The following is a 25,841-nucleotide window of genomic DNA, read 5'->3' on the forward strand; positions in this document are numbered from 1 at the left end:
ACGGTGAAAAATCGAAAGAGTTAGTGTTTGCCCCGATTAACGCTTAGCCAGCTTCGCGGCCAGCGTCACGTCGGCGTGGAAGAGGGGTTCTTCGACGCGGTTGCCGCGCAGGATGTAGCTGGGGTGGAAGGTCGGTACGACTATGGCGTCCGGGTAGAGGCGGCAGGGGAGTTCCTGGCCGCGCAGGGCCGTGATGCCGCTCTGGCCGGTCAGCGCCCACATCGGCGTGCGGCCCAGCGCGATGACGACGGCCGGCTTGATCTCGTTGAGGGTCCGGCGCAGGTGTTCGACTTCGGCGGCGTATTCGGCGAGGCAGTAGTCCGAGATGCCCATCGGACCCAAATCCTCCGCGACCTCGACGCCGAGTTTCCGGGCCTTGGTCCGCGAGGAGAAGAAATGGCCGACCTTGTTGCCGGGCGGCTGGTAGCGGAAGGTGTTGCCGACAAGGCAAGTGGCGCGGTCCAGCCCGACGGATTTCAGGTTCTCGTCCAGCATACGGCCGCTGACGCCGACGAAGGGTTTGCCGGTGCGCGCTTCCTCAGCGCCGGGAGCTTCGCCTATGATGGCGATGCGACCGCCGGCCGGGTCCTTGGTAGGATACTGGTAATCGACGAAAGGCAGTTCGGTTAGAGAGGCAGTCACTGGTCAGGCTTTCGCAGCAGGTTGATCCGGATTGGCTGGTCGAACCACCAGGCGCCTTCGCGCTGCTCGCCGGAGGCCTGGAAAAGCGCGCGCAGATGCGCGTCCTCCGTGCGGATCAGGGTCGAGCGGGTCGGATCGACGCCCGCCATGCGGTCAGCGAAGCTCTGGTAGTCATCGTGCTTCACCGGATTGAGGTAGAACAGCTCATCCACCGCTTCCAGTACCCGGACGGATTTCAGTGCCTTCAACGCTGCGGCCCGGACATCCGTTTCGTCGTCGACCAGCTTGGTCAGTTCGAAATAGCCGCCGCGCGGTTCCGGTTCGTGGATCAGCGCCAGACCGCCCGGCTTCAGCACGCGCGCCGTCTCGGCCAGCGCCTTCGCCATGTGTGGGATCGGTACGTGGTGCAGGCTGTTCATGAAGATCACCGCATCGACGCTGTCGTTGTGCATCGGCAGGTTCTCGCCCACACCCTTGATATAGCGCTCGTCCCGGACCGGCTGGGCGGCGCGGGCGCGGTTCAGGGCCTCGTCGAGGATTTCGACGCCCGTCACATGGGCGCCCCGTTTGGCGAGGGCGCGAACTAAAGAGCCTTCGCCGCAGCCGACATCCACGATGCGGGCGCCTTCGATCGGCAGAAGGCTTGCGATCACGTCCATCGCCTTGCGGCGCTCTGGGGCAGGGTGGGTGTGCTGGTCTTGCATGGCGATCGTCTCTCCGGTCAGGCGCGCGATCTGACTAACAGATTTTGCAGCCAATAGGAGCGGGGAGATCAGAGATCAACGAAAATCGGCGCTTCGGTATGCTGTGGACCGAGAAGGGGGCGTCGGTTCCGGTCAGGCCGACAGATCGATCGTTCCGCCGCCGGGACCCTGTCCAAGCGTGCGGGCACGGCCGGCGGCGGCGATCATGCTCTGGACGTTCTGCTGGTCGGAAGACTTCATCTCCGTCACATAGGCGCTGGTGGCGCCGGTCAGCGTGGGGACCTTCGCGCCCGCTTTGGTCGATGCATTGGTTTCCTGGATCGCCTTGCTGTCTTCGCCGACGATGGATTTGGTGACGCCGGTCAGTGGCTCGACCCGCGCATTGACCTTCATTCCGTCGTTGGTGTTGCTGACCTGCCGATTGATTTCCTGGTTGAACGCCTGCGTCTGTGGCGTCAGGTCACGCACCTTGGGAGCCGTCCGCATGAGATCGGGCGAGATCGGGGAAGATGAAACCATGGTGACGCTATCCCTGGACCGGCGGACGAAGCTTAGCTCTTATATGATTCTTCAGGATTATATCATAGCACTTTCAACAGGGGTATAGAGTCGCAGGGCTTTAAGAATGCTGTTGCACCGGACGCGGTCGTCATTGTACATGGACCCCAGCATCAAGAGTTGGGCTGGCGCCCAACACCAACCTGCCTTCCCGGGCAAGGTGGTGGTTCCGGTAACGGAACGATGCGGCCTGAACCGGCAACTATACGGGAACGAGCCGCTGCGTCAGCCCTCCTCGGCACAGAAGCCAGGAGGGTTTAGTCATGTCTGAACGTCAGCCCGTCGTCCCCGTCGCCGGTCCCTGTACCATCCCGCTGTGCGGCCCTGCCGACACGCTCGAATTGATCGCGGGCGGCAGCCGCGCCACCGCGCGCGAGCCGGACCGGCGCGAATGGGTGTTCGCCGCCGTCCATCGCGGTCGGGGGACATGGACGCATCTTTACCTTGTCGTCGAGTCGTCCCGCCGGGGACGTCCGGAGATCCACCTGTGCCTCGTGCTGGAAGGCGAGCGCCTCGAAGAGGCCCGCCGGCGCGCCGCCGCGGATTGGTGGCGCCCGGTCAGGTGAGTGCCTCGACCAGCCGGTCGATCTCATCTTCCGTGTTGTAGTAGTGGACGGATGCCCTGACCATTTCCGTCAGGCCCCGGGCATTCATGTCCAACAGGGTCGATGCCGCCTTGGTGACCGACACGTTGATGCCCTGCTCCGCGAGCAGCGCCTTGATCTCCGCCGGCGGGCGCGGCCCCGTGAAGGTGACGATGCCGCACCGGACCTCTCCCAAGTCGCGGACCGTATAGCCCGGCAAGGGGGCGATGCGGGAGCGCAGCAGGTCGCCAAGGTTCCGCACCCGGTCCCAGATCGCATCCAGGCCCCAGCCCAGCGCGTAATCGACCGCGACGCCCAGGCCGATCTTCGCGGCGACGTTGCTTTCCCAGTTCTCGAACCGACGGCCGTCGGCGTGGATCTCATAGCGGCCGGGCGCCACCCAGGTCGCCGCGTGATTGTCGAGGACGGGCGGCTCCAGCCGCTCCAGCAAGGTCTTCCGGACATACAGGAAGCCTGTGCCGCGCGGGGCTCTCAGGAACTTGCGGCCGGTCGCCGACAGCATGTCGCAGCCGAGTTCCTCGACGTCGATCGGCATCTGGCCGGCGGTCTGGCAAGCGTCGAGCAGGTAGGGGATGCCGTACCGGCGGGCGATCCTGCCGATTTCGGCGGCCGGATTGACCAGCCCGCCGTTGGTCGGGATATGGGTGATCGCGATCAGCCTGACGTGCCCGTCGATCATGCCGGCAAGGGCATCCACGTCGAGCTGTCCGTGCCTGTCGTTGGGCACAGCCTCGACCACGGCGCCGGTGCGTCCGGCTACCTGGAGGAAGGGGATGTAGTTGCTGGAATACTCCGCCATCGAGGTCAGGATGCGGTCGCCGGCGGCGAATGTCTGGGCTAGGCCGTAAAACGCCATGTCCCAGCCGACCGTGGCGTTCTCGACGATGGCGACCTCTTCCCGCCGGCAGTTGAGCAGCGCCGCCACCGCATCGTAGGTGCGGCCGACCGCGTCGGCGGCCCTTGCCTCCGCCTCGTAGCCGCCGATCCGGGCCTCGAGGTTCAGGTGCCCGATCACGGCATCCAGGACGGGCTGCGGAATAAGGGCGGCGCCCGCGTTGTTGAAGTGCGTGACATGGTTGACGCCGGGTGTTTCGGCCCTCGCGCGGTTCAAATCGATCATCCTGTCGGCCTCACCTGTTTTCCTGAATTCATGGTCGGACCTGCGGTATCGAGCCGGAACGGGCCTGTTCCGGAACACAGACCCAGGCCCAGTGTTGAATGGCGGCAAATGGGGCATGGAGTATACCGGGATGAATCGCAATAACGACAACGATGACTTGAGAGCTTCGAGAGGACCGGAGCCCGGAACCGGACCGTCCGATGGAAATGCTCAGAGCGGAAGCGAGGGGAACGCCGAACGCAGTCCGGACGAGATCGAGCGCGACATCGCCGATATCCGCTCCCGCATGGACCGCACGCTCGACGAGCTCGAGTTCCGGCTGTCACCGGGGCAACTGACGTCCGGCGCCGTCGACCTGGTCAAGGACGTCATGCGCGGCAATCCCAGCCGCCTTGGCGACGCCATCCGCAACAACCCGATCCCTGTCGTCATGATCGGCATCGGGGCGCTGTGGCTGGCGTTCGCGATGAACCGGCCGCAGCAGCCGCATGACGAAACAGGCACCCGCCGTCTCAGCCGGCTCGGTCCGAACGAGATCGCGGAGGTGCTGTCGCCGCTGATCTCCGTAACGCTTCAGGGAGTGGACGGCCTGCGTCAGGCCGAAGCGAAGATTCCCGACAGCGAGATCCAGGCGATCGTGCGCGAGATCGGCCAGCAGCACGATCGGGCGGCAGCGGCGCTCGACGCCGAAGTGCGCCGGCACGGCGCGACGCCGCTGGTCGGCGTCATGGCTCCCAGCCGACCGCATCCGGCCTGGAGCGAATTGCGGCGGGCCCTGGTCACGGGCGAGGCCCCGGCCATCATCGCCGCTATCGAGAACGGCGAGGATTCGGCGCTCGAGTCCTTCCGCATGGCCTTTCACGCCGACCTTCCGGACGAAACCCGCGTGGTGGTCGGCGCGCATTTCCACGCCATCCAGCAGACCCACAACCGGATGAGCGCCCTCAAGAACGCCACGTCATGAGCGGAGAGGTCCGAAAATGCTTGGATTGAGCAAATCCGCCCACCGCGAAGTCATGGCGGACCGCTACATCGGTCCCAGTCAGGGACGCAACAAGGGGAAAGGCCAGGATCAGGCGCTGGCCCGCAGCGACGGCCGCGGACGGGAAGCTGATCATCCGCGCAAGATCCCGGCCAAGGGCTGGCGCGATATCCTGCTGCGGGTCAAGGACGAGACGTCCAAGGACAACATCTCCATGATCGCCGCCGGGGTCGCATTCTACCTGATGCTGGCGATCTTCCCGATGCTCGCCGCCACCGTGTCGATCTACGGCCTCGTCGCCGATCCGGTCGACGTGCAGCGGAACTTCGAAGCGGTCGCCGGCGTGATTCCGGAGGACGCACGCTCGATCATGGTCGATCAGTTGACCGCCGTAACAGCGGCCTCGGGCGGGCAATTGGGCTTCGGCGTGGTCTTGAGCATCGCGCTGACGCTGTGGAGCGCTTCACGCGGGGTCATCGCCATGATCACGGCCCTCAACATCGCCTATGACGAGGAGGAATCCCGAAGCTTCGTCAAGCTCAACGCCATAGCGTTGGCACTGACGGTGGCGCTGATCGTCTTTATGATCGTCACCCTAGCGGTGGTCGTGGGCTTGCCGGTCGTGATCGGCTACCTGAACCTGGGCGAAACCGTCGAGTGGACGATCCGGCTGGCGCGCTGGCCGATCCTGGCCGTCGCCATCATCCTGGCGCTGGCCGTGCTCTACCGATATGCGCCCGACCGCGATGCGCCCCGGTGGCGCTGGGTAAGCTGGGGGGCCGTGGTCGCGACGGCGATCTGGTTGCTGGGTTCGGTCGCCTTTTCCGTCTACGTCTCCAATTTCGCCGATTACAACAAGACCTACGGCGCCATGGGAGCCGTCATCATCCTGCTGCTCTGGTTCAACCTGAGTTCCTTCGCGGTCCTGCTTGGGGCGGAACTCAATGCCGAGATGGAGCATCAGACGGCACGCGACACGACGAAAGGCGCTGAGCGTCCGCTGGGGCAACGCCGTGCCTATGTTGCGGACACCGTGGGACACAAGCCCTGAATGGCAGTTGCCGCGAAGCGGACATCCATCGGATAGGCTAGGGCCGCCGTGGTATCTCTCTCAATTGTATTGGGTATTCGAGGTACTGCGGCGTCTGCCGCAACCATCGGCCGCCCGGGCGCATTGTACCGGTGCCGGGACCGGGCAGTGCGGTACGCGCGATAGCCGGACATAGCGGCTTGAATGCAACACTCCTATGGAGGCAACAAGCGTAATACGGAAAGGATTCTGGATATATTTTGTTGATTCGTTAAGTATAGCCCTAGGTGGAAGTGGTAAAGCAGTGGCAGACAAGCATAGAATCGTTTAAGGCTCAAATTTTAAATTCTCGGGCGATTTCTGGGACCTGCCAACGGGCTTACGTCGATATTGTCCGGAGGCCAGGGGCCTTTTGTCTTTACCATTTCTTTCATGCATGGGAATGTTGCAGTGCATTATAGGGTAATGCTACGCGGATGCTCTCGATCTCACCTTCGGTGAGAAGATGTGAATCAGCCGGTCTGCTGGCGTCCGGCAACCGGCGCGGGGAATTTCAGAATGCTCAATGACTTCCAGATTTCCGTAAAATCTGGTCCTGCTCAGAGAACGCGGGGGCAGCTTCGTTCGCTGCAGCCAGCTCTCTTCCAGTTCTTCGTCGACGCTACCGCAGTCTTTTGTTCTGTCCTGATCGCTCATATCGGCGTTCAGACCCTCTCCGCCGATGCTTTTGCGTTTTCTTTCGACGTCGCATACGAGGCCCAGGTCCTGGCCGGCATTCTCCTGGTCGTCCCGGCGTTGAAGGGCATGGTCGGGCTGTATCCCGGGTATGGCATGTCGCCGGTGGAGCGGCTCCGCAGGCAGTTCATGATCCTGTTGGGCACGGTGGTCGGCGTAACGATCCTCGATCTGCAGTTCAACGATTCGCACTGGCTGAACTCCGGGCTCCTGATGGCTCTGCTGGTGCTGGCGATCCTGATATGGGTTTCCGATGCCCTGGGACGCGGCGTGCTGATGCGCCTGCGTCTTTGGGGACGTCCCTGTGTCGTCGTCGGCGCCGGCAAGACCGGCGTCGACATCGTCCGGCGTCTCGGCCAGAACGAGCACCTGGGATACAATCCTGTCCTGTTCATCGACGAGGACCCCGGCCGCTGGGGAACGACGGTGGAAGGATTGCCCGTCGTGCCGCCGGGCGGAAACTCCGTCGACGAACGGCTGGAACGCTATGCGTCGGTCGGCATCCTTGCCGTGCCGCACGACCAGCCGGAACGCCTCCAGGAGATGATCGGCAATCTTCCGTTCTCCACCATCTTGGTGGTGCCGGAATGGAATGGGCTTCAGACCGTCAATACGCGGGTGCGGGACCTGTCGGGCATACTGTCCCTCGAAGTTCGACGGCCGCTGGGAGCCAGCGTGACGCCGATGCTGAAGCGCAGCTTCGACATCGTAACCTCGGCGCTGCTCCTGCTGCTGGTGACCCCGCTGCTCCTGCTGATCGCGGCCGGCATCAAGCTGGACAGCCGGGGGCCGCTGCTGTTCCGGCAGTCCCGCTGGGCCGGCGGCACGCGGTCGTTCCGGGCGCTAAAGTTCCGCACGATGCATGTCGATGCGGAGCGTCTGCTTCAGGAGCTTCTGGAGGCCGATCCCGTGCTCCGCCACGAGTACGAGATGTACCACAAGCTGACGCGCGACCCGCGCGTTACCCGCTTCGGCCGTATCCTGCGGAAGCTCAGCTTCGACGAACTGCCCCAGCTCTGGAACGTCCTGATCGGCGACATGAGCCTGATCGGTCCGCGTCCCTATATGCCGCACGAACTGGTCAGATACCCACACCAGCAGGGCGTCCTGGCGCGCGTCCGTCCCGGCATCACCGGCCTGTGGCAGGTCTCCGGCCGTCACCGCACGACCTTCGAGCGGCGGCTTGAACTGGATGTCTACTACGTCGAAAACTACTCGATCTGGCTGGATCTGCACGTCCTCATGCGGACGGTGTGGATCGTGATGAAAGCGGACGGGGCGTAAGCCGGCCCGAACGGCCGAGGTTGTCGTCAACGAAAAGGGCCGCCGGGCATTTCTGCCCGGCGGCCCTTTTCGTGTTCTTCACCGGCCGGATTTCAGCTTGAGGACCGTTCTGCCTCCGCGGCGGCCGCCGCACGGCGGCGTTTCCGGTTGACGCCGGTCACCAGGAACCATGCGACGATCCAGGGTTCGACCAGATAGCGCCGCCAGAACCTGGCCGGATCGCTGAGCAGCCGGTAAAGCCATTCCAGCCCCAAGGGAGCCAGCCAGCGCGGCGCCGTCGGGACGGCGCCGGCGAAATACTCCATGCAGGCGCCGCAGGTGCCGATGCAGTTGGTCCGCAGGCTGTCCCGGTTGGCCGAGATCCAGTGTTCCTGCCGGCCCATGCCCATGCCCACGATCAGGATGTGGGGCTCGAACCGGTTGATGTGGCCGACCACGGCTGCATTCCCGGCGCTGCCGGGACGGGCGTCGAAGTAGCCGTTATGGCCGTCGATCGCCAGATCGGGATACTCGGCGCGCAGGCGCGCCAAGCCTTCGGTCAGCACCTCCTCGGTGCCGCCCAGGTAATAGACGCGCCATCCGGAGCGCTGGGCGCGCTCCATCAGGGGCAGGAACCAGTCGATCCAGCCGGTCCGGTGCCTGCCGTTAAGAGGCAGCCCCGCTGCCTTCCCGAGCCAGATGATCGGCGTGCCGTCGATATGGACGCAGGTCTTCGGATCTTCGTGAAGGCTGCGGAATACGTCGTCCTTGAACAGCTTGTACATGCCGTGAAGGTTCAGGCTGGCAATGACGACCTGATCCTTCGCGGCGACGGAACGATCCATCAGGGTGAACAGATCGTCCATGGTCGTCGGCGTCACTTTCACACCGAAAATTTCGCTCGACTTGAATCCCAAAGGCATACTGTGTTCCCGGCGGAGTGTCTTCAATAGCTCGGTCTTAAGGCTCAGTTTTTGAAATAGCTGCCGCGTCGGCCCATGTAGTACTCCACCTCACCAGAGCCGTAGCGTGCCGCCTTGCTGGTATCGACCTGATTGAGGGCGACGCCAGCGATGTTGGCGCCCGCCTCCGTCAACTGGCGGATGGCGAGTTGGACCAGCTTTCGCGGGGTCCGGCGCCACTTGACCACCACGACGCACTGGCTGGCCTTCTCGGCCAGGATGCGGGTGTCGGACACCGGCAGGACCGGTGGGGCATCCAGCAGGATCAGATCGTACTGGGGACGTAAGTTGAACAACATCTGATCGAACAGCGGGTTCCGGATTATCTCTTCCGGGTTATCGGTCGGAGACCCGGCGGTAATCACGTCGGCGCCGGTCCTGCTGTCGGTGCGCATCACGTCGGGCAGGGTGGCGTTTCCGCTGAGGAAGTCGGCCAAGCCGTACTGGTTCGGCAGGCTGAGCGACCGGTGGATGTTGGGACGGCGCAGGTCGCAGTCCACGATCAGCACGCGGCGGCCGGCGATGGCGGTCACTCGTGCCAGCGTCGCGACCAGGGCCGACTTGCCCTCGCCCGGAACGGCGGAGGTCAGGAGGACGATGTTGCCGGTGCCCTTGCGCTGGTGGGCGATGATCAGCGACGTGAACAGGCTCTTGACCGCCTGCGAATAGGCCGATGCCGGCTTGTCCAGGGCGTAGTCCTGCGGCGGCATGCGGCTGAGCCGGTTGCGCTTGACCAGCGGGATCATGCCGAGGGACGGCAGGTGCAGCATGCGCTCGACGTCTTCCTGCGTCTGCATTCCGCGTTCGAGCTGTTCGGCCAGGAAGACCAGCGTCAGGCCCAGGCCCGTCGCCAGGATCAGCGCCACCGCGATGAACAGGGGCTTCTGCGGGAAGGACGGGTTGAGCGGTGAGTTGGCGGTGGAGACGATCCACGCGTTCGGCTGTTCCAGGTCGACCGACTGGGTTTCCTTCGACCGCGCCAGGAAGTTTTCGAACAGCGCCCGGTTGGCGTCCGCCTCGCGCTGGAGAGCGCGGATCTGGACGTCGGACTGGTTGACGCGCGCCGATTCCTGCTCGAGCCTGCTCATCGACTGCTCGAGCGATGCGACCCGCTGCTGCGTGACCGCTGCCTGATTGCGGAGCGCGCGGAGGCGGTTGTTGGCTTCGTTGTTGATCTCGTTGCTGACCGAACTGATCTGGGACTTCAGGTCGACGACCTGCGGGTGGCGCGGACCCAGGTTGTTGAGCAGTTCGGCTTCACGCTGGCGAAGCGTCGTCTCCTGGGCGCGCAGCCCATTCACCAGGGTGCTGTCGGTCACGTCGAACACGGCCCTAATGCCGCGCGCTTCGACGGCGCTCTCGACGCTGCGAAGCTGCGCCACGGAGGTGCTGTTCTCGGCACGCGCCATGACGAGCTGGGTGTTGAGCTGGGAGAGCTGTTCGTTGACCAGGCCGGCATCGCGGCCCTGGACGACGCCCTGGCTGGCGCGCGCGGTCTCCACCGCCCTCTCCGCCGTCTCGACTTCCTCGCGCAGGCGGGTCAGCCGCTCGGTCAGCCATGCGTTGGCCTTCTGGCGGGCGTCGAACTTCTGTTCGAGCTGCTGCGTAATATAGAGATTGGCGATGCTGTTCGCCACGCTGGACGCGATCGCGGGGTCCTGCGAGGTGAAGCTGATGTTCAGGACGCGCGACCGTCCGACGCTGGAGACGTTCAGCCTGCTCAGGAATTTGGCCTCGATGGCGGTGCGCAGGCGCGCTTCCGCGGCGGCCGGATCCGGCGTCTCCTCCTCGCCGTCGGAAAGCAGGCTCTTCAGCCACTGGACAGGCGGCAGGTCGCGCAGGCTGGGAAGCTGGAAACTGTCGGCTTCCTGTTCCGCCGCCACCTTCGGGTTGAACTCGGCCAGTCTGTCCAGCCCCAGTTGGGCGATGACGCGCGATGCCAGTTCGTCGGATTGGACGACCTGGATTTCACTTTCGATGGTCGACTGGTCGGCAGGACCGCCGGCGACTAGGGATTCGATATTGATGACGCGCTGCTCGCGCGGGTCCACCATGACCGAGGTGGTCGCGGTGAATAGTGGCGTCAACATATAGACGTTGACGATGCCGATCAGCGTCACAATTCCTATCGTACCGAGCAGCAAATATTTCCGGCGCGACAGGACCATCAGCAAGTCGGCCAACCCAAGGGTAGGCGCCGTTCTGGACGGACCCTCCTCGTGGGTGGTCCAATCATGCCGGTCGGTCTCTTGGCGTTCCGGCGTCAAAAGCTTGTTCATCGGTGGTATCCGGTAGTTTTACACGCGCATGCGACATCTCAGGACGAACATTGTCGCCTGAGGCTTTGTTCAGTGGAATGCCGGGTGTCTTCCTATGCGCAGAGCAGACAATGCTAAAAGGTGGTGCATGTTAGCCCTATGGGTTAAAGATCAAAGCCAACGCATAAGAAGACGAGATGCATTACATTTGAGTCTAATTGCCACAGTCTATAGTACTCAGCGCTTTGGGAGGCATTTGGATTCTCTTGGTGGTTCTATTATACAGAGATCTTGATGCCAATGTATGGCTGTTACATGGCAAAGGACGTTAGATCGAGAACCATCAATGGGTGCCCACTACGGGTAGGACTTAATTGCCGTGGCGATCAGGCCAACAACGGTCACCATCCGTCCTATAGTCGGAACTCTTGATTTCCAGCCGCTACGACCACCTGCCGACCCCCTCGCGACCTTATCCAACTGTTGCAGTCCTGTTGAATGACCACTGAAACCATGACGGCTTCCACACCGATGACTCCGAAAATTTGCCTGTTTCTCCAGGATCTTCATGGGGGAGGGGCTGAACGGGTCATGCTGCGTCTGGCGGCCGGAATAGCTGCGCGCTCCTATGCCGTGGATCTCGTCCTGATCAAGCGCGAAGGCGCTTACCTGGACTCGATCCCGCCGGGCGTGCGCCTCGTCGTGCTGAATACGCGGCGGACGCTTAACAGCGTTGCGGCGCTTGCGGGCTACCTTCGCCGTGAGCGCCCGGCCGCCATGCTGACGGCGCTGGTCCACGTCAACGTCGGCGCCCTGCTGGCCTCGACGCTGTCGCGGGCACGGACCCGCGTCATCGTGACCGAGCACAGCCAGATCACCCGCAACTTCGCGGCCCTGACGTCGCGGACCGTGAAGCTGGCATACAGGATGGTGCCGCGCGTCTACCCGCTCGCCACCCGCGTAGTGGCCGTATCGGGAGGCGTCGCCGACGATCTGGCGACGTTCAGCGGCATGGGGCGGGATACCATCAGCGTCATCCACAACGGCATCGTGACACCCGAACTCTATGCCAGGGCCGCGGAACCCTGCGACCATCCATGGCTGGCTCCCGGCGAGCCTCCGGTCATCATGGCGGCAGGACGTCTGGCTCCGGTCAAGGACTTCGCGGCCCTGATCCGCGCCTTCGCGGATTTGAGGGCACGCCGCCGCGCCCGGCTGCTGATCCTGGGCGAGGGCGAACTGCGCGGCGAGCTCGAGAAGCTGGCATCCGATCTGGGAGTCGCCGACGATGTCGGAATGCCTGGCTTCTACGCCAATCCCTATGCGGTGATGTCGCGCGCCTCGGTCTTCGTCCAGTCTTCGCAGTGGGAAGGCCTGCCGTCCGTCCTGGTCGAAGCGATGGCCTGCGGGACTCCCGTGGTCGCGACCGACTGTCCGGGCGGTACCCGGGAGATCATGGACGACGGTCGCCTGGGCATCCTGGTGCCGATGAATGACGATCAGGCCATGGCCGACGCCATCCTCCGCACCCTGGACCAGCCGGTCCAAACCAACGAGATGGCGCGGAAAGTCGAGGAGTTTACCCTTGATCGGGCGGTCGATACGTATCTCGAACTGGCGCTCGGACCCCAGGCCGTCCGCCGGCCCCTGGTCCATCCCCGCATGGCGCAGCCGGAAGCGGGCGTCAATCGATGAGCGGACAGGCGGCGGCAGCGTCCATGTCCGGACGTGAAACACGGCGGCTGGTCCTGCTCATCACCCATATGGACCAGGGCGGAGCACAGGAAGCGCTGCTCCGTCTCGCCCGCGAACTGCGCGCCCGTGGCCATGACGTGGAGACATGGTTCCTTTACGAGAAGTCGACGCTCTACCGGAACGAGGAACGCGTCCGGGTCCTGCTGCCGGAAGCTTCGCCGGGCGCGTCCGGCTATCTCCAAATCCTTCCCAAGCTGGTCGGCCAGTTGAAAGCGCACCGTCCGGATGCCGTGATCAGCTTCCTGCCGCTTGCCAACGGCCTGGGACAGATCGCGGCCCGGTTGGCTGGGGTGCGCCACCGGGTCGCCTCCCAGCGCAATCCCGGCTGGAGCTACAGTCCCCTGATGCAGCGGCTGGACAAGCTGGCCGGAAGCCTCGGCTGCTACACCGTCAATGTCGGCAACTCCCAGTCCGTGCTCGATAGCTTCGATCGTTATCCGGCTTCGTACCGGCGACGTCTGACGATGGTCCACAACGGGATCGACTGGCGTCCGTCGGCCCTGGACTCCGCCGCCGCGCGGGCGCGGTTCGGCCTGCCGTCCGGGCAGCCGGTGATCCTGAACATCGGCAGGCTGGCCGAACAGAAGAACCAGGGGCTGCTGCTCCGGGCGCTGGCCGCTATGTCCGCCGGGCATCTGGTGCTGGCGGGCGATGGCGAGGACAGGGGTGACCTGGAAGCGGCGGCGGTCCGGCTCCGCATCGCCGACCGGGTGAACTTCCTGGGCGAAGTCAAGCGCGCCGATATTCCGGATCTGCTGCGCGCCGCCGACATCTTCGCGATGCCGACCCGGTTCGAGGGGCAGAGCAACGCCTTGCTTGAGGCGATGCACGCCGGGTTGGCGATCGTGTCCAGCGACATCCCGGCCCAGGTCGAGACGCTTGGCGGTCCCGGTCCGGAGGCGGCGGGGGAACTGCTGCCCCTTGACGGCGACGAGGCCTGGATCACGGCGCTGGAAGCTCTGGTAAGGGACGCGGGACGCCGCGCCGTCCTGGCCGAGCGGGCACGGGTTCGGGCGCAGTTGTTCACCGCCGGGCGGATGGCGGACGGTTTCGAGCGTCTTATCGTTCCCACTTCCCATGAAGGCCGGCTCTACCGGCCCCAACCGGGCTGAGACTTCGCGGAGTTCCCAGGCTTGATGTCCCTTGCTTACATCATCACCGCCTACAAGCAGCCGTCGCAGTTTGCCCGGCTGATGGACGTGCTCTGGCATCCCGATGATCATTTCGCCGTGCATGTCGATGCCAAGACCTCCCCCGAGGTCCACCGGGAGTTCGTTCTGGCCGCCAAGGGCCGCAGCAATATCGAGTTCATCCCGCCGGTTTCGGTGGTGTGGGGCGGCTTCGGCCTCTGCCAAGCCGAATGGAATGCGCTGAATGCGCTGATCCGACGCCCCGGCTGGACTCACATGATGAACATCACGGCTCAGGACTTTCCGCTCCGGACGCGTGAGCGGATGATCGAGGAACTGCGCTCCAAACCGGGTGTCAACCATATGCGGGTACTGCCGCTGGCCGACAGCAAACCGCATTTCCGCCGACGGTTCCACTGGGTCTGCGTCGAAGCCGGCGGCAAGGTGCGGCGTTTGCCGCTTCCCTATCCGAAGCCGCGCGGGTTCCGGAACGACTGGATCGGCGACGGCTGGCACATCCTGACGCGGGAGTTCTGCGAGTGGGCCGTGACGGCACCGGTCGCTCAGGAGTGCCTGCGCTGGTTCCGTCGCGTCAAGCATCCTCATGAGTCCTGGTATCAGGCCATGATGATGGCAAGTCCCTTCGCCGGCACGGTCGATGCCGACAACAAGCGCTTGATCAAGTGGATGCCGAATTCCGGCAACCCTCGGGTCCTGACAGCGGCCGACCTGCCCGAACTGGCATCGTCGTCGGCGTTCTTCGCCCGCAAGTTCGACGAAACGGTCGATGCCGAGGTGCTGGACCGGCTGGCTTCCCGGCTGCGCGGGTCGATGGCCGCCTGAAGCCGGGGCGGAGCAGGCATCGTCCAGCTTTCCTTGACGGTGTCCACACCGTTGGACCGACAGGTAGACCATCCGGCTGTCCTTCCGCCCGAACTTGGCGGCCATGGGCAGTAAAACCGCGGGAGTCCGCCATCGCGGATCGGTCTATAATGGTTACCACTAAAGTGGCACAACCCTTGCTGATAAGGAAAGCACTGGCGGAGAAGCTGCCGGTCGAAGCGATACAAACACCTTATCAGGTCGGGAGATTCACATGAGCACGCATGTTGGTATTGAGCAGAGCGGCAAGTCGGGCGGCGAAGCGGTCGGTTTCTCGGGTTCGTCCTCGATGGGCCTCGGCGGCGATGCCTCCGGGATGGCTTCGGCCGGCGGTCTCGGCTTCAGCAGCGCCGGTTCGGACGCCACCGGCGGCAACGCCCTCTCGGGTTCGAACGCTGCCGGCGCCCTGGGCGGCGACGTGAGCGACAACACCCAGATCGGTTCGATCTCCATCAATTCCTGATGGATGATCCCGGTTTCGGGATGTGCGGAAAGGCGCGGCTTCGACAGCCGCGCCTTTTCCGTTTCCGGAAACCCCGTCAGGAGATGGCGGGGCGCCGGCCAGGGGCATAGTCGGTGCCGGCCGCCGTGCGCGGCGCCAGCGCCTTTACCCGGACCCAGTCGGCGGCGAAGATCCACGATACAGCGATGCAGGGCCAGATTGGCACCAGATAACGCACCCCGCCGACATCGCCGAGAGCGGTCATGCTGATCGTACCGGCATAGAGGATCGCGGAAGAACCGATGATCTGAAGATCCAAGTCGATCGGCCGGCGCCGGACCGCGGTTACGACCATCACCAGGATCCCGCCGATCCCAATGACGTAGAAGCCGTAATAGATCACCCGGAAAGCGACGACCGTGGCCGTGCCGCGCTGGGCGTCGCCGATGCCGATTTCCATTTTGAGCAGGCGGGGACCGGATTCATATTCCCAATTCTCGTCGCCGTCATAGGGCCAGGGCGCCAGCCGCTCGACATCGGCGCGAGCCGTGTCCGCCTCGGCCGGAGTCATGATCGGGGCGAGGGTGACCAGCGCCATGAACTCGCGCCAGGACAGTTCCAGATATCCCGCGCGGTCCCTGGACACGATGGCGCTCGCGATGTCACGGACATACAGTTCGCGGTCCCAGCCGTCGGCATGGTTGTACCTGTCCCGGTACATCGGGAACAGGACCCCGAAGCGTAGATAGTTGACATAGGTCTGCGAAATCAGTGTCCGCGCCCGGTCGTTCTCCATCTGGTCGAGGCGGCTGACGACCGGCTCCATGATGCGGGCAAGTTCGGATACCGGTTCCTGCAGGGGTGTACCGGCGAACTCGCCGGCATGCTTCGGCGCCAGCAGCATCGCCTTGCCGAGCAGGCCGGTGCCATGGTTGCTGTTGGTGCCCGTAAAGCCGTGGACCGTGTAGTTGACCGCATAGATGGAGCCGTAGCTGACCAGGACAGTCAGCACGAAGGCGCCGGCCATCCGGGCTAGGCTGACCCGAAGCGCCAGCCATGAATAAAGCCCGATGACGATCAGGAAGGGCAGGTACACTTGGCCCGCCGGCCGGATCGCGATGTTGAGCGCGGCGACGGCGCAGATCAGGACGAACCAGGACAGGCGGCGGGTCCGGTAGAACTGGATCAGCGCACCCAGTGCCACCATGGCCGACGAAGTGACCAGCGACTCGGTAACCGCGATATAGTTGTAGATGGTCGTCACGATGTTGCCGTACAGCAGCACGGTCAATGCCAGCGTAAGGACCAGCGAGCGCGTCGCCTTCAATACCACTAGCGCCAGGAAGACGCTGGACCCGAGGAAGATCAGCGTCTGGATTATCACGGTGCTGATACGGACATCCGCAATCGACGACATCAGCATCAGGAACGAGGGATAGCCGAAAACCCGGAGCGGCGAGAAGGCCAGATAATCGCGCGTATCGGCTGCGATCACCTCACGCTTGCCCATCAGCAGGTAGGTCATGGCAATGGTTAGCACCAGCGCCAGAACAATAACTGCGGCGCGGCCCCAAGGACTGCTTGCCAGCTTGGCGTCGAGATTAAAGAATTTCGTCAGCAGGCTCGGACGGTCGGAGTGCCGCATGTCAGCTTTCATAACATCGTTCTTGGCGGGATCGTTCTGATCTCAGGAGAGGGTCGTACATGACGAAACCGGAGTCCTATCCGCGAATCCGTAACTGCTGCAACGCAGCATTGAAAGCTGATTCCACCCGGATCGCCAACTCTCAAGGGTGACACCGAACGGATTAATACCGGCGTTCCGGCGTCGAGAAGGCGTCCGGGTACTTACAGGCATGACAACGCACGGGAACGAAAAAGGGCGCCGTCGATGACGGCGCCCTTTGAGACTTGCCTGCCCGGCGATGTTCAGATCCGAAACCTATTTCTTGCGGAAAGCGTCCAAGGTCACGACCTGACCGGTCTTGCCCTCTTCCGCAGGCTTGGGGCTGCCAAGCTTGGCAGCGTGCTGAGCAGCTTCCTCGGTGACCTCGGCCTCGATCTCTTCGACGCTCGACGGCCCGTCCTGCGCGCCGAGCGGCTGGAACTGGAGCGCGAAGTTGACCGAGGGGTCTGCGAAGGTGGTGATCGCCGCGAAGGGGACGACCAGCCGCTCATGCATGTTGTTGAAGCTGAGCGTGACGCCGAATTTTTCCTCGTCCACCTCCAGACCATAGAACTGGTACTGGAGCACGATCGTCATTTCGCTTGGGTACTGGCCGCGAAGATAATCGGGGATATGAACGTCCGGATCGTGCGTGCGGAAGGTCAAATAGAAATGATGGTTGCCGGGAAGACCCCGCTCACCCGCTTGGCGCAAAGCCTCGCGGACCACGCCACGCAAGGCGTTTTCAACCATTTTGTCGTATCTGAGGTACTCGGTAGGCATTCCAGGCGCCGCCTCAACCTAATTAATCAGTGTAAGACACCACTTGATAATCGAGTGGAATCAAAATTCAACGGGAGGTTTCCGCCACTTGATGCCCCCATGTTCCAAAGCCGCAGAGCACGGCTTGGAAGCTGGCTTGGTGGAGGCACCGGGTACCGCTCCCGGTTCCGCTGCGCTTACTTCGTGTGACGCGTACGGCCACTGCCGGATGCTACCCGGCATCTGGAATATAGGCATTTCGATGGCGGTGCGAAAGAGCCTGATTGCCGCAAGGTCTATATTTCTGAAGAGACGATGCGCCGTCCATGGGCCATCTTATCGGCGGTCCGGGTCTGGTCTAAGCGGCGGTGGAGCGCTAGAGTGCCGCCGGACTTTGCAAGCCGGGGACACCATGCCGCTCACTCCAGAGCAACGCGACGAAATCGATCAGCAGCGCAGCAATCCGGTTCAGACCAGACGGGCGACCGTGCCGGCGCTGGAGGAAATCCTGTACGAGGCGTTCCCAGCGCTCGATCATGGCTTCGTGCGCGTGATCGACTACATGGGCGACGACGGGGCGGTGGTCCAGGCGGCGCGGGTATCGTACGGCCGGGGCACCAAGAAGGTCAGCGAGGATGCCGGCCTGATCCGCTATCTGATGCGGCACTGGCACTCGACGCCATTCGAGATGTGCGAAATCAAGTATCACGTCAAGCTGCCGATCTTCGTGGCAAGACAATGGATCAGGCACAGGACGGCCAACGTCAACGAGTACTCGGCGCGCTATTCGATCCTCGACAAGGAGTTCTACATACCGGAACCCGAGCATCTGTCCGCTCAGAGCGAGATAAACCGGCAGGGCCGTGGCGACGTGCTTCAGGGCGACGAAGCGGCCCGTGTACTCGACCTGCTGCGGGAGGATTCCGAGCGCGCGTATCGCGGCTATGCCGAGATGCTGAACCAGGACGACCAGGGTGCGGCGCTCGACCCGAACCGGTCCGGACTGGCGCGCGAACTGGCGCGGATGAACCTGTCGCTGAACTACTATACGCAGTGGTACTGGAAGGTGGATCTGCACAACTTGATGCATTTCCTGCGGCTGCGCGCCGACAGCCATGCCCAGTACGAGATCCGGGTTTATGCCGACATCATGATCGACATCCTGCAACGCTGGGTGCCGATGACATCGGAAGCGTTCCGGGATTACCGCCTGGGCGGTACCCATCTCTCCGCGACCGGCCTTGCCATCGTGAAGCGTATGCTGGCGGGCGAAATCGTGGTTCAGGGCGATAGCGGCCTGAGCAAGCGCGAATGGCGTGAACTGATGGAGCAGCTAGGCCGTTCGCCCGACGCGTGACGGCATGCCCGGCTGCCGTAGCGATTTCGGGACCGGGGTTGGAAGAGAGAAAAGCAATGAAGAAGATGACCCGCATGGCGGGGGCGGCCCTGGCGCTGGTCGCGCTGAGTGCTACCGCCGCCCTGGCGCAGGCTCGTGACGCCACCGTCGCCGTGACCGCCATCGTCGAGCATCCGGCGCTGGACGCGACGCGTGACGGCATCCGGGACGAACTGGCGGCGCAGGGCTGGAAGCCCGGCGAGAACCTCCGGTTCGAGTACCAGAGCGCCCAGGGCAATCCCGGAACGGCTGTTCAGATCGCCCGCCAGTTCGTGGGGCAGGGACCCGACGTGATCGTTCCGATCTCGACGCCGTCGGCCCAGGCGGTCGTCTCGGCGGCCCGCGACATCCCGGTGGTTTTCACCGCCGTCACCGATCCGCTCGGCGCCCAGCTCGTCCGTAACCTCGACAAGCCCGGCCGCAACGTCACCGGCCTGTCGGACCTGTCGCCGATCGCCGACCATCTGGCGCTGATCCGGGAGGTTCTGCCCGAGGCGAAGCGTCTCGGCGTGCCGTACAATCCGGGTGAACCGAATTCCGCCACCCTGATCGAGATCATCAAGAAGCTGGCACCCGGGCAGGGATTCAGCGTCGTCGAGGCGCCCGCGACCAAGTCTTCGGACGTCCAGGGCGCCGCGCGCGGCCTGGTCGGCAGGGTGGACGCGATCTATGTGCCGACCGACAACACGATCGTCTCCGCCCTGGAGGCCCTGCTGATCGTCGGCGCGCAGAACAAGCTGCCGGTCTTCAGCGGCGATACCGACAGCGTCCAGCGCGGCACGATCGCGACCATCGGGTTCAACTATTATCAGGTCGGACGCCAGACCGGCGAGATCGTCGCGCGCGTGCTCAAGGGTGAGAAGCCGGGCGATATCCCCGTACGCTCGGCGCAGGGAACCGACCTTCACGTCAACCCGAAGGCTGCCCAGGCGATGGGCGTCACCATCCCGGAAGCAGTGGTCGCGCGGGCGTCGAAGGTGATCGGTCAGTGACGGTGCGTCATCGGGTGGAGCACGGGGCATGAGCACCGTGGCCCTGCTGGGTGCGGCGGAACTGGGGCTGGTCTTCGCCCTGGTGGCGTTGGGCGTGTTCATCTCCTTCCGCGTCCTGGATTTCCCCGACCTGACGGTGGACGGCAGCTTCCCGCTGGGCGCCGCCGTCGCCGCGACGCTCATCCTGGCCGACTGGAACCCCTGGGTCGCCACCGGCATCGCCATGCTGGCGGGTGCGGCTTCTGGCATCGTCACGGCGACGCTCAACGTCCGCTTCAAGATCCTGCACCTGCTTGCCAGCATCCTGACGATGATCGCCCTGTTCTCGATCAACCTGCGGGTCATGGGACGGCCCAACGTCGCGATCCTGATCCAGGATACCGTGCTGACGCCTTTCTACGATCTAGGCCAGACGCTCGGATTGTCGGACGCCGTGGTCAGGCCGCTGTTCGTCCTGGCGGTCGTGCTGGTCGTCGTGGCTCTGCTGGCGCGCTTCCTGACCAGTGAATTCGGGCTCGCGATGCGGGCGACCGGCGTCAACGCCCGGATGGCGCGCGCTCAGGGCGTCTCGACCGACCTGCACATCTATGTCGGCATGGCGCTGAGCAACGCCCTGGTCGGCCTTGCCGGTGCCCTGTTCGCCCAGACCAACGGCTTCGCCGACGTCACAAGCGGCATCGGGACCATCGTGATCGGGCTGGCAGCCGTCATCGTCGGCGAGACGGTCGTCCGTTCGCGCGTCATCGTATGGATGCTGGTCGGCTGTGTCGTCGGCTCGATCCTGTACCGCATCGCGATCCAGGTTGCGCTGAACGCCGATTTCATCGGGTTGCGCGCGTCGGACCTCAACCTCGTGACGGCGCTGCTGGTCGCGGGCGCGCTGATCCTGCCGCGTATTCGCAATCCTCTGAAAGCCCGTGCGGGTGCGGAGGCCACCTCCCGATGATTGCCGCGAAGAACCTGCACGTTACTTTCGGCCGGGGAACGCCGCTTGAGAAGCACGCCCTGCGTGGTGTCGATCTGGCGATCCCGAGCGGCCAGTTCGTGACCGTCATCGGCTCCAACGGTGCCGGGAAATCGACCGTGCTGGGGGCGCTCGCCGGCGACGTGATCCCGGAGCGCGGTACCGTTGCGATTGACGGCACCGACGTCACCCGCTGGAACACCCCGCGCCGCGCCGGTCTGGTCGCCCGCGTCTTCCAGGACCCGATGGCGGGCACTTGCGCCACCCTCTCGATCGAGGAGAACATGGCGCTGGCGGCGGCAAGGGGCCGTAGGCGCGGTCTAGGCGCTGCGGTCGGAACCCGCCAGCGTGCCGGTTTCGCCGAGCGGATCGCGGAACTTGGATTGGGGTTGGAAAACCGGCTCAAGGACCAGATGGGCCTATTATCGGGCGGCCAGCGTCAGGCGGTGAGCCTGCTGATGGCGACCCTGGCGGGTTCGCGCATCCTCCTGCTTGACGAGCACACCGCCGCACTTGACCCTTCCACGGCGGACTTCGTGCTCGACCTGACACGGCGGATCGTCGTGGAACATGGCCTGACGACGCTGATGGTCACCCACTCCATGCGTCACGCCCTGGACTACGGCGACCGCACGATCATGCTGCACGAGGGACAGGTGGTGCTGGACGTCGGCGGACAGGAGCGGGCCGGCCTGGACGTCCCCGACCTGCTCGCGATGTTCAGCCGCGTACGCGGCCAGCAACTGGCAGATGATGCGCTGCTGATCGGGTAGTGCGTTTCGACCGTCTGACTCAGGCTTCCCGTTCAGGCAAATCCAGGGTGCGAAAGGCATTTCGCGCATCGATCGTCTGGCGCTTCTCTGCCGATGCTGGCGCTCCTCCAGCATCAATCACGGCTGTTCCGAGATAGCTTGGAGCATGATGGTCGGCAGACACGAGCACCATCCTTCGTGCAAGCGCCATGGCGATGATCAGACGATCCATCGGGTCGCGATGGCCCTGCACTTTGGTGAGATGAAGCGTATTGGTTGTTGATAACAGCCCAAGCGGCTGCGGAAACATGCTTGTGGCTGTAGATCATTCAGAACAAGGCCTGAGTGTCCAGAAGAAGGTCAGCCATTGGCTTCGATCCGAAGAAATCAATCCTCTAGCTTCAAAGCCAGATGAGCATAAAGACCGTTCTTCGCTTGTCCTGGCTTTGCTTCTATGAGTGGCTTCCAATTCGGTATCATCTTGAAGCCGGGAAGCATCGCTCCGGTAGGATCGTCGCTGAGACCATAAGGCTGAGGGTTAGTTGCAAAACTAGCAGAACTATTCAGATGGACAACAAAGTGGCGCCGTTGCGTTCGCTTCTTGGCTGCCCCAACATCACCCACTCTGCGCACATCGACCCCCTCGGCCCAAGCTATATCCTACAATAGGATGAGCATACGGGCTTTCCAGTATCAAAACGATAGATGCTGGCGGTTTTTGCCAGCATCTATCGTTTTGTCAGCCTCAAGCTTCCCTTACCCCAACCCTCACTCGATCACGATCTTCGGCGTTCCCCTTTGCGGTCCCGCCACCTTTTCCCACACGCGCGCGGCGATGCGGCGGTAGACCTTGGCGTGCTCGCTGTCGGGCTGCGACATCACGATGGGTTGGCCATCGTCGCTGGTTTCGCGAATTGCGATGTCGAGCGGGATTTCGCCCAGGAACTCCATGCCCAGCGACTCGGCTTCGCGCTTGGCTCCGCCGTGGCTGAAGATGTCGGTCCGATGGCCGCAGTTGGGGCAGCAGAAGTAGCTCATGTTCTCGACGATGCCGAGCACCGGCACATCGACGCGGCGGAACATGTTCAGCCCCTTGCGGGCGTCCAGCAACGCGATGTCCTGCGGGGTCGAGACGATCACCGCACCGGCCAGCGGCACCTGCTGCGCCATGGTGAGCTGGGCATCGCCGGTACCGGGCGGCAGATCGACCACCAGCACGTCCAGCTCGCCCCAGGCGACGTCGCGCAGCATCTGCTGCAAGGCGCTCTGGACCATCGGGCCGCGCCAGATCATCGGCGTATCCTCGGCTACCAGGAATCCCATCGACATCACCTTGACGCCGTAGTTCTCCATCGGCTGGAGCATCTTGCCGTCCGCCGAGTTCGGCTTGCCGGTAATCGCCATCATGCGGGGCATCGACGGGCCGTAGATGTCGGCGTCCAGCAGGCCGACGCGCAGGCCGTTGGCCTTCATCCCCAGCGCCAGATTGACCGACGTGGTCGATTTCCCGACGCCGCCCTTGCCCGACGCAACCGCGACGATAGCACGCACGCCCGGCACCAGGGCCTTGGCGGTGGCCGGAGCCGCCGCCGCTTTCGGTGCCGCCGGGGCCTCGCGGTGCGCCGTCAGTACAGCCGTTACCGAGGTAACGCCGGGTAGGGCTTCCACGGCTTTTTCAGCCGCCTGCCGCAACGGTTCGAGCTGTGGACCGCGCTTGGGATCGACTTCTATCGAAAAGCCGACGTTGGAACCCTTGACGACCAGCCCCGAAATCATGTTCAGACTGACGATGTCGGTCTGACGGTCGGGGTCCTTGACGGCCCGGAGGGCGTCGAGGACCTGGGTCTCGGTAAGCTGCGCCATGGTTGAAAACTCCGATCTTTTCCCAATATTGGCGGATAACTGTCAGCTCGGTCGGCGCCGCGCCTGTCGGCCGTTATAAGACTGGACACGCGGCTTGGAAAGAGCCACGCGTTAGAACGAAATGCGAGCGAATACGTAAAGAAAGGGACCGAGAGGCATGCCTTGGAGCAATCAGGGAGGGGGCGGCGGTGGCCCCTGGGGTCCTCCGCCCGGTAATGGCGGCGGAAACAACCCATGGGGTCGTCCAGGCGGCTCCGGTGGCGGTGGCGGACCGCAGCCACCCGATCTCGAAGACTTGCTCCGCAGGGGCCAGGACCGGTTCCGCCGGGTGATGCCCGGCGGCTTCGGTAGCGGCAAGGGTATCGCCATCGCGGGCGCCCTGGTCGTGCTGATCTGGCTGTTCAGCGGCATCTACCGGGTGGAGGCCGACGAACAGGGCGTGGTCATGCGATTCGGCGAATGGGTCCGGACCGAGCAGCCCGGCCTCCGCTATCACATCCCAGCCCCGATCGAGACGGCGCTGACCCCCAAGGTCACGCGCGTCAACCGGATCGAGATCGGCTTCCGTTCAGGCACCGGCGACGGCCGCCGCACCGGCACCGAGCGGGATGTGGTCGACGAGAGCCTGATGCTGACCGGTGACGAGAACATCATCGACATCGACTTCACGGTCCTGTGGGTGATCAAGGACGCCGGCCAGTACCTGTTCAAGATCCGCGACCCGGAGACCACCGTCAAGAAGGCGGCCGAAAGCGCCATCCGCGAGGTGATCGGCCAGACCGACATTCAGCCGGCCCTTACGGAAGCCCGTCAGCAGATCGAGAACAGTACCCGCCAGCTCCTCCAGGCGATGCTGGACGACTACCAGTCGGGTATCGAGATCACTCAGGTCCAGTTGCAGAAGGTCGATCCCCCGGCCACCGTCGTCGACGCCTTCAACGACGTTCAGCGCGCCCGCGCCGACCGCGAGCGCGTCCGCAACGAGGCCGAGGCGTACCGCAACGACATCATCCCGCGTGCCCGAGGCGAAGCCGAACGGCTGGTCCAGGAAGCCTCCGCGTACCGCGAACAGACCGTCAGTCTGGCCCAGGGTGACGCCCAGCGCTTCCTGTCGGTCTACGAGGCCTATTCGGGCGCCCGCGAAGTCACCGCCCGCCGCATGTATCTGGAAACCATGGAACAGGTGCTGCGCGGCACCAACAAGGTCATCATCGATGGCAATGGCGAGGCTGGAGCCAACGGCGTCGTTCCCTACCTGCCCCTGACGGAGTTGCAGCGGCAACGCCCTGCGGCACCCGCCCAGGCCGCCGCTCCCGGCGCTTCCCGCCCGGCGCAGTGAGGATTTGAGCCATGAATAAGAAGCTAGCAATTCTCGGCATCGTCGTCGTCATCCTGGGCATCCTCGCCTCCGCCAGCCTGTTCACGGTCAACGAAACCCAGCAGGCGCTGGTCCTCCAGTTTGGTGAGCCGCGTCGCGTGATCCAGGATCCGGGCCTCAAGGCCAAGGTCCCGTTCATCCAGAACGTGGTGGTCTACGACCGCCGCGTGCTCGACCTCGACCCGCCGGTCGAGCAGGTCATCCTGGCCGACCAGAAGCGCCTGGACGTCGATGCCTTCGCCCGTTACCGCATCACCGATCCGCTGCGCTTCTTCCAGTCGGTCGGTTCGGAAATGGTGCTGGAACAGCGGCTGAATACGGTCGTCGTCTCGGCCCTGCGCCGGGTCCTGGGTAACGTGACCGTGCTGGCGATCCTGTCGGACGAGCGTTCGCAGGTGATGGCCGATATCCGCCAGCAGGTCAACGCGGAGGCCCAGCGCTTCGGCATCGACGTCGTGGACGTCCGCATCCGGCGCGCCGATTTGCCGGAAGAGACCAGCCAGTCGATCTTCGCCCGCATGCGGTCGGAACGCGAGCGGGAAGCCGCCGAGTTCCGCGCCCAGGGTCAGGAGCAGGCCCAGCAGATCCGGTCCCGTGCGGAACGCGAACGTACCGTCATCATCGCCGAAGCTCAGCGCGATTCGCAGGTCCTGCGAGGCGAGGGCGACAACCAGGCGTTCCGGATCATCGCCGAGGCGACCGGCAGGGATGCGGACTTCTACTCGTTCTATCGGACGCTCCAGGCCTACCGCGACAGCCTGCGCAACGAGGACACCACGATGGTGCTCTCGCCGACGGGTGACTTCTTCAAGTACTTCGGCACCCTCAGCGGCATGGCATCGGCCGGTGGCGCCGGAAGCGCTCCCAGCGGCGTTCCGGGCGGCGCACCCGCCAATACATCGGGAGCGTCGGCAATCCCCTCGGCGCCTTCTTCGACTCCACCGGCGACCCAGGGCGCCGAGAACACACAGCCGGGCAAAGCCGCCAACTGATCCGGTCC

24 protein-coding genes and 1 riboswitch are annotated in these 25,841 nt (G+C 64.0%); of the genes, 14 read left to right on the forward strand and 10 right to left on the reverse strand.

All coding sequences use genetic code 11. The annotated features are described in order from the left end of the window. Window positions 1-36: 36 nt before the first annotated feature. The 3 genes from N826_RS07805 to N826_RS07815 form a co-directional block, all read right to left on the reverse strand. Window positions 37-642 carry a uracil-DNA glycosylase gene (locus N826_RS07805; protein ID WP_044427316.1) on the reverse strand — a complete coding sequence of 202 codons (606 nt, stop codon included), beginning with the start codon at window positions 640-642 and terminating at the stop codon, window positions 37-39. Further along, complete coding sequence (locus tag N826_RS07810; RefSeq protein ID WP_063772218.1) at window positions 639-1,346, reverse strand: class I SAM-dependent methyltransferase; 708 nt, start codon at window positions 1,344-1,346, stop codon at window positions 639-641. The genes N826_RS07805 and N826_RS07810 overlap by 4 nt, the downstream gene beginning before the upstream one ends. A 132-nt stretch (window positions 1,347-1,478) precedes the next feature. Beyond that, the gene (locus N826_RS07815; protein ID WP_044427321.1) at window positions 1,479-1,865 is read right to left on the reverse strand and encodes a hypothetical protein; all 387 of its coding nucleotides are present in this window, start codon (window positions 1,863-1,865) and stop codon (window positions 1,479-1,481) included. Between the two features lie 144 nt (window positions 1,866-2,009). Continuing rightward, window positions 2,010-2,120, forward strand: a riboswitch (SAM-I-IV-variant riboswitch). Window positions 2,121-2,167: 47 nt separating this feature from the next. Here N826_RS07815 and N826_RS07820 point away from each other — a divergent pair. Next, the gene (locus tag N826_RS07820; protein ID WP_044427323.1) at window positions 2,168-2,470 is read left to right on the forward strand and encodes a hypothetical protein; all 303 of its coding nucleotides are present in this window, start codon (window positions 2,168-2,170) and stop codon (window positions 2,468-2,470) included. On the opposite strand, the gene N826_RS07825 is transcribed toward N826_RS07820, so the two are convergent. Further along, a complete protein-coding gene (locus tag N826_RS07825; RefSeq protein ID WP_044427325.1) occupies window positions 2,463-3,629 on the reverse strand; it encodes an aminotransferase class V-fold PLP-dependent enzyme in 1,167 nt (388 codons plus the stop codon). The genes N826_RS07820 and N826_RS07825 overlap by 8 nt on opposite strands. A gap of 130 nt (window positions 3,630-3,759) precedes the next feature. Here N826_RS07825 and N826_RS07830 point away from each other — a divergent pair, with 130 nt between their 5' ends. The 3 genes from N826_RS07830 (at window position 3,760) to wbaP (ending at window position 7,660) form a co-directional block, all read left to right on the forward strand. After that, window positions 3,760-4,593, forward strand: coding sequence for a PA2169 family four-helix-bundle protein (locus N826_RS07830; protein ID WP_169789302.1), 834 nt, complete (start codon window positions 3,760-3,762; stop codon window positions 4,591-4,593). A 16-nt stretch (window positions 4,594-4,609) separates the two neighbouring features. Next, entirely contained in the window at window positions 4,610-5,662 is a 1,053-nt protein-coding gene (locus N826_RS07835) for a YihY/virulence factor BrkB family protein (protein WP_084720577.1), read from the forward strand. 537 nt (window positions 5,663-6,199) lie between these two features. After that, the gene (gene wbaP / locus N826_RS07840; RefSeq protein ID WP_052830913.1) at window positions 6,200-7,660 is read left to right on the forward strand and encodes an undecaprenyl-phosphate galactose phosphotransferase WbaP; all 1,461 of its coding nucleotides are present in this window, start codon (window positions 6,200-6,202) and stop codon (window positions 7,658-7,660) included. A 92-nt stretch (window positions 7,661-7,752) separates the two neighbouring features. On the opposite strand, the gene N826_RS07845 is transcribed toward wbaP, so the two are convergent. Together N826_RS07845 and N826_RS07850 are read right to left on the reverse strand one after the other, a co-directional pair. Next, complete coding sequence (locus tag N826_RS07845) at window positions 7,753-8,562, reverse strand: WecB/TagA/CpsF family glycosyltransferase (protein WP_044427330.1); 810 nt, start codon at window positions 8,560-8,562, stop codon at window positions 7,753-7,755. A gap of 44 nt (window positions 8,563-8,606) precedes the next feature. Beyond that, window positions 8,607-10,880 (reverse strand): GumC family protein, encoded by a 2,274-nt coding sequence (locus N826_RS07850; protein ID WP_044427333.1) that lies wholly within the window; start codon window positions 10,878-10,880, stop codon window positions 8,607-8,609. Between the two features lie 477 nt (window positions 10,881-11,357). On the opposite strand from N826_RS07850, the gene N826_RS07855 reads away from it, so the two are divergent. The 4 genes from N826_RS07855 to N826_RS07870 all read left to right on the forward strand — a co-directional run bounded on the left by N826_RS07855 (window position 11,358) and on the right by N826_RS07870 (window position 15,089). Next, the gene (locus tag N826_RS07855; protein ID WP_147040238.1) at window positions 11,358-12,554 is read left to right on the forward strand and encodes a glycosyltransferase; all 1,197 of its coding nucleotides are present in this window, start codon (window positions 11,358-11,360) and stop codon (window positions 12,552-12,554) included. Window positions 12,555-12,577: 23 nt separating this feature from the next. Then, window positions 12,578-13,726 (forward strand): glycosyltransferase, encoded by a 1,149-nt coding sequence (locus tag N826_RS07860; protein ID WP_169789303.1) that lies wholly within the window; start codon window positions 12,578-12,580, stop codon window positions 13,724-13,726. A gap of 24 nt (window positions 13,727-13,750) precedes the next feature. Continuing rightward, window positions 13,751-14,587, forward strand: a complete 837-nt coding sequence (locus N826_RS07865; RefSeq protein ID WP_044427339.1) for a beta-1,6-N-acetylglucosaminyltransferase — start codon at window positions 13,751-13,753, stop codon at window positions 14,585-14,587. Between the two features lie 253 nt (window positions 14,588-14,840). Then, window positions 14,841-15,089: a hypothetical protein gene (locus N826_RS07870; RefSeq protein WP_044427341.1), complete on the forward strand. Its 249-nt coding sequence runs from the start codon at window positions 14,841-14,843 to the stop codon at window positions 15,087-15,089. 76 nt (window positions 15,090-15,165) lie between these two features. Here the strand turns inward: N826_RS07870 and N826_RS07875 are convergent, their stop codons facing one another. Both N826_RS07875 and N826_RS07880 read right to left on the reverse strand, forming a co-directional pair. Continuing rightward, window positions 15,166-16,713, reverse strand: coding sequence for a hypothetical protein (locus N826_RS07875; RefSeq protein WP_044427343.1), 1,548 nt, complete (start codon window positions 16,711-16,713; stop codon window positions 15,166-15,168). 297 nt (window positions 16,714-17,010) lie between these two features. Next, on the reverse strand, window positions 17,011-17,517 hold the full coding sequence (locus N826_RS07880) for an SspB family protein (protein WP_044427344.1): 507 nt from the start codon (window positions 17,515-17,517) through the stop codon (window positions 17,011-17,013). A gap of 391 nt (window positions 17,518-17,908) precedes the next feature. On the opposite strand from N826_RS07880, the gene thyX reads away from it, so the two are divergent. Genes thyX through N826_RS07900 form a run of 4 tightly spaced genes read left to right on the forward strand, consistent with a single transcriptional unit; the run spans window position 17,909 to window position 21,621 of the window. After that, the gene (thyX, locus tag N826_RS07885; protein ID WP_044427345.1) at window positions 17,909-18,853 is read left to right on the forward strand and encodes an FAD-dependent thymidylate synthase; all 945 of its coding nucleotides are present in this window, start codon (window positions 17,909-17,911) and stop codon (window positions 18,851-18,853) included. 56 nt (window positions 18,854-18,909) lie between these two features. After that, a complete protein-coding gene (locus tag N826_RS07890) occupies window positions 18,910-19,884 on the forward strand; it encodes an ABC transporter substrate-binding protein (protein ID WP_147040242.1) in 975 nt (324 codons plus the stop codon). Between the two features lie 28 nt (window positions 19,885-19,912). Further along, complete coding sequence (locus N826_RS07895) at window positions 19,913-20,830, forward strand: ABC transporter permease (protein ID WP_044427347.1); 918 nt, start codon at window positions 19,913-19,915, stop codon at window positions 20,828-20,830. After that, the gene (locus tag N826_RS07900; RefSeq protein ID WP_044427349.1) at window positions 20,827-21,621 is read left to right on the forward strand and encodes an ABC transporter ATP-binding protein; all 795 of its coding nucleotides are present in this window, start codon (window positions 20,827-20,829) and stop codon (window positions 21,619-21,621) included. Before N826_RS07895 ends, N826_RS07900 begins: the two co-directional genes overlap by 4 nt. Before the next feature lie 19 nt (window positions 21,622-21,640). Here the strand turns inward: N826_RS07900 and N826_RS42880 are convergent, their stop codons facing one another. Both N826_RS42880 and apbC read right to left on the reverse strand, forming a co-directional pair. Next, on the reverse strand, window positions 21,641-21,910 hold the full coding sequence (locus N826_RS42880; protein ID WP_147040244.1) for a PIN domain-containing protein: 270 nt from the start codon (window positions 21,908-21,910) through the stop codon (window positions 21,641-21,643). A 458-nt stretch (window positions 21,911-22,368) separates the two neighbouring features. After that, a complete protein-coding gene (apbC, locus tag N826_RS07905; protein ID WP_044427351.1) occupies window positions 22,369-23,463 on the reverse strand; it encodes an iron-sulfur cluster carrier protein ApbC in 1,095 nt (364 codons plus the stop codon). A 157-nt stretch (window positions 23,464-23,620) separates the two neighbouring features. Here apbC and hflK point away from each other — a divergent pair, with 157 nt between their 5' ends. Both hflK and hflC read left to right on the forward strand, forming a co-directional pair. After that, window positions 23,621-24,802, forward strand: a complete 1,182-nt coding sequence (gene hflK / locus N826_RS07910) for an FtsH protease activity modulator HflK (RefSeq protein WP_044427353.1) — start codon at window positions 23,621-23,623, stop codon at window positions 24,800-24,802. Window positions 24,803-24,813: 11 nt separating this feature from the next. Further along, window positions 24,814-25,833: a protease modulator HflC gene (gene hflC, locus N826_RS07915; protein WP_044427355.1), complete on the forward strand. Its 1,020-nt coding sequence runs from the start codon at window positions 24,814-24,816 to the stop codon at window positions 25,831-25,833. Window positions 25,834-25,841: the final 8 nt, after the last annotated feature.

Source organism: Skermanella aerolata KACC 11604 (genome assembly GCF_000936425.1).
GTDB lineage: Bacteria > Pseudomonadota > Alphaproteobacteria > Azospirillales > Azospirillaceae > Skermanella > Skermanella aerolata.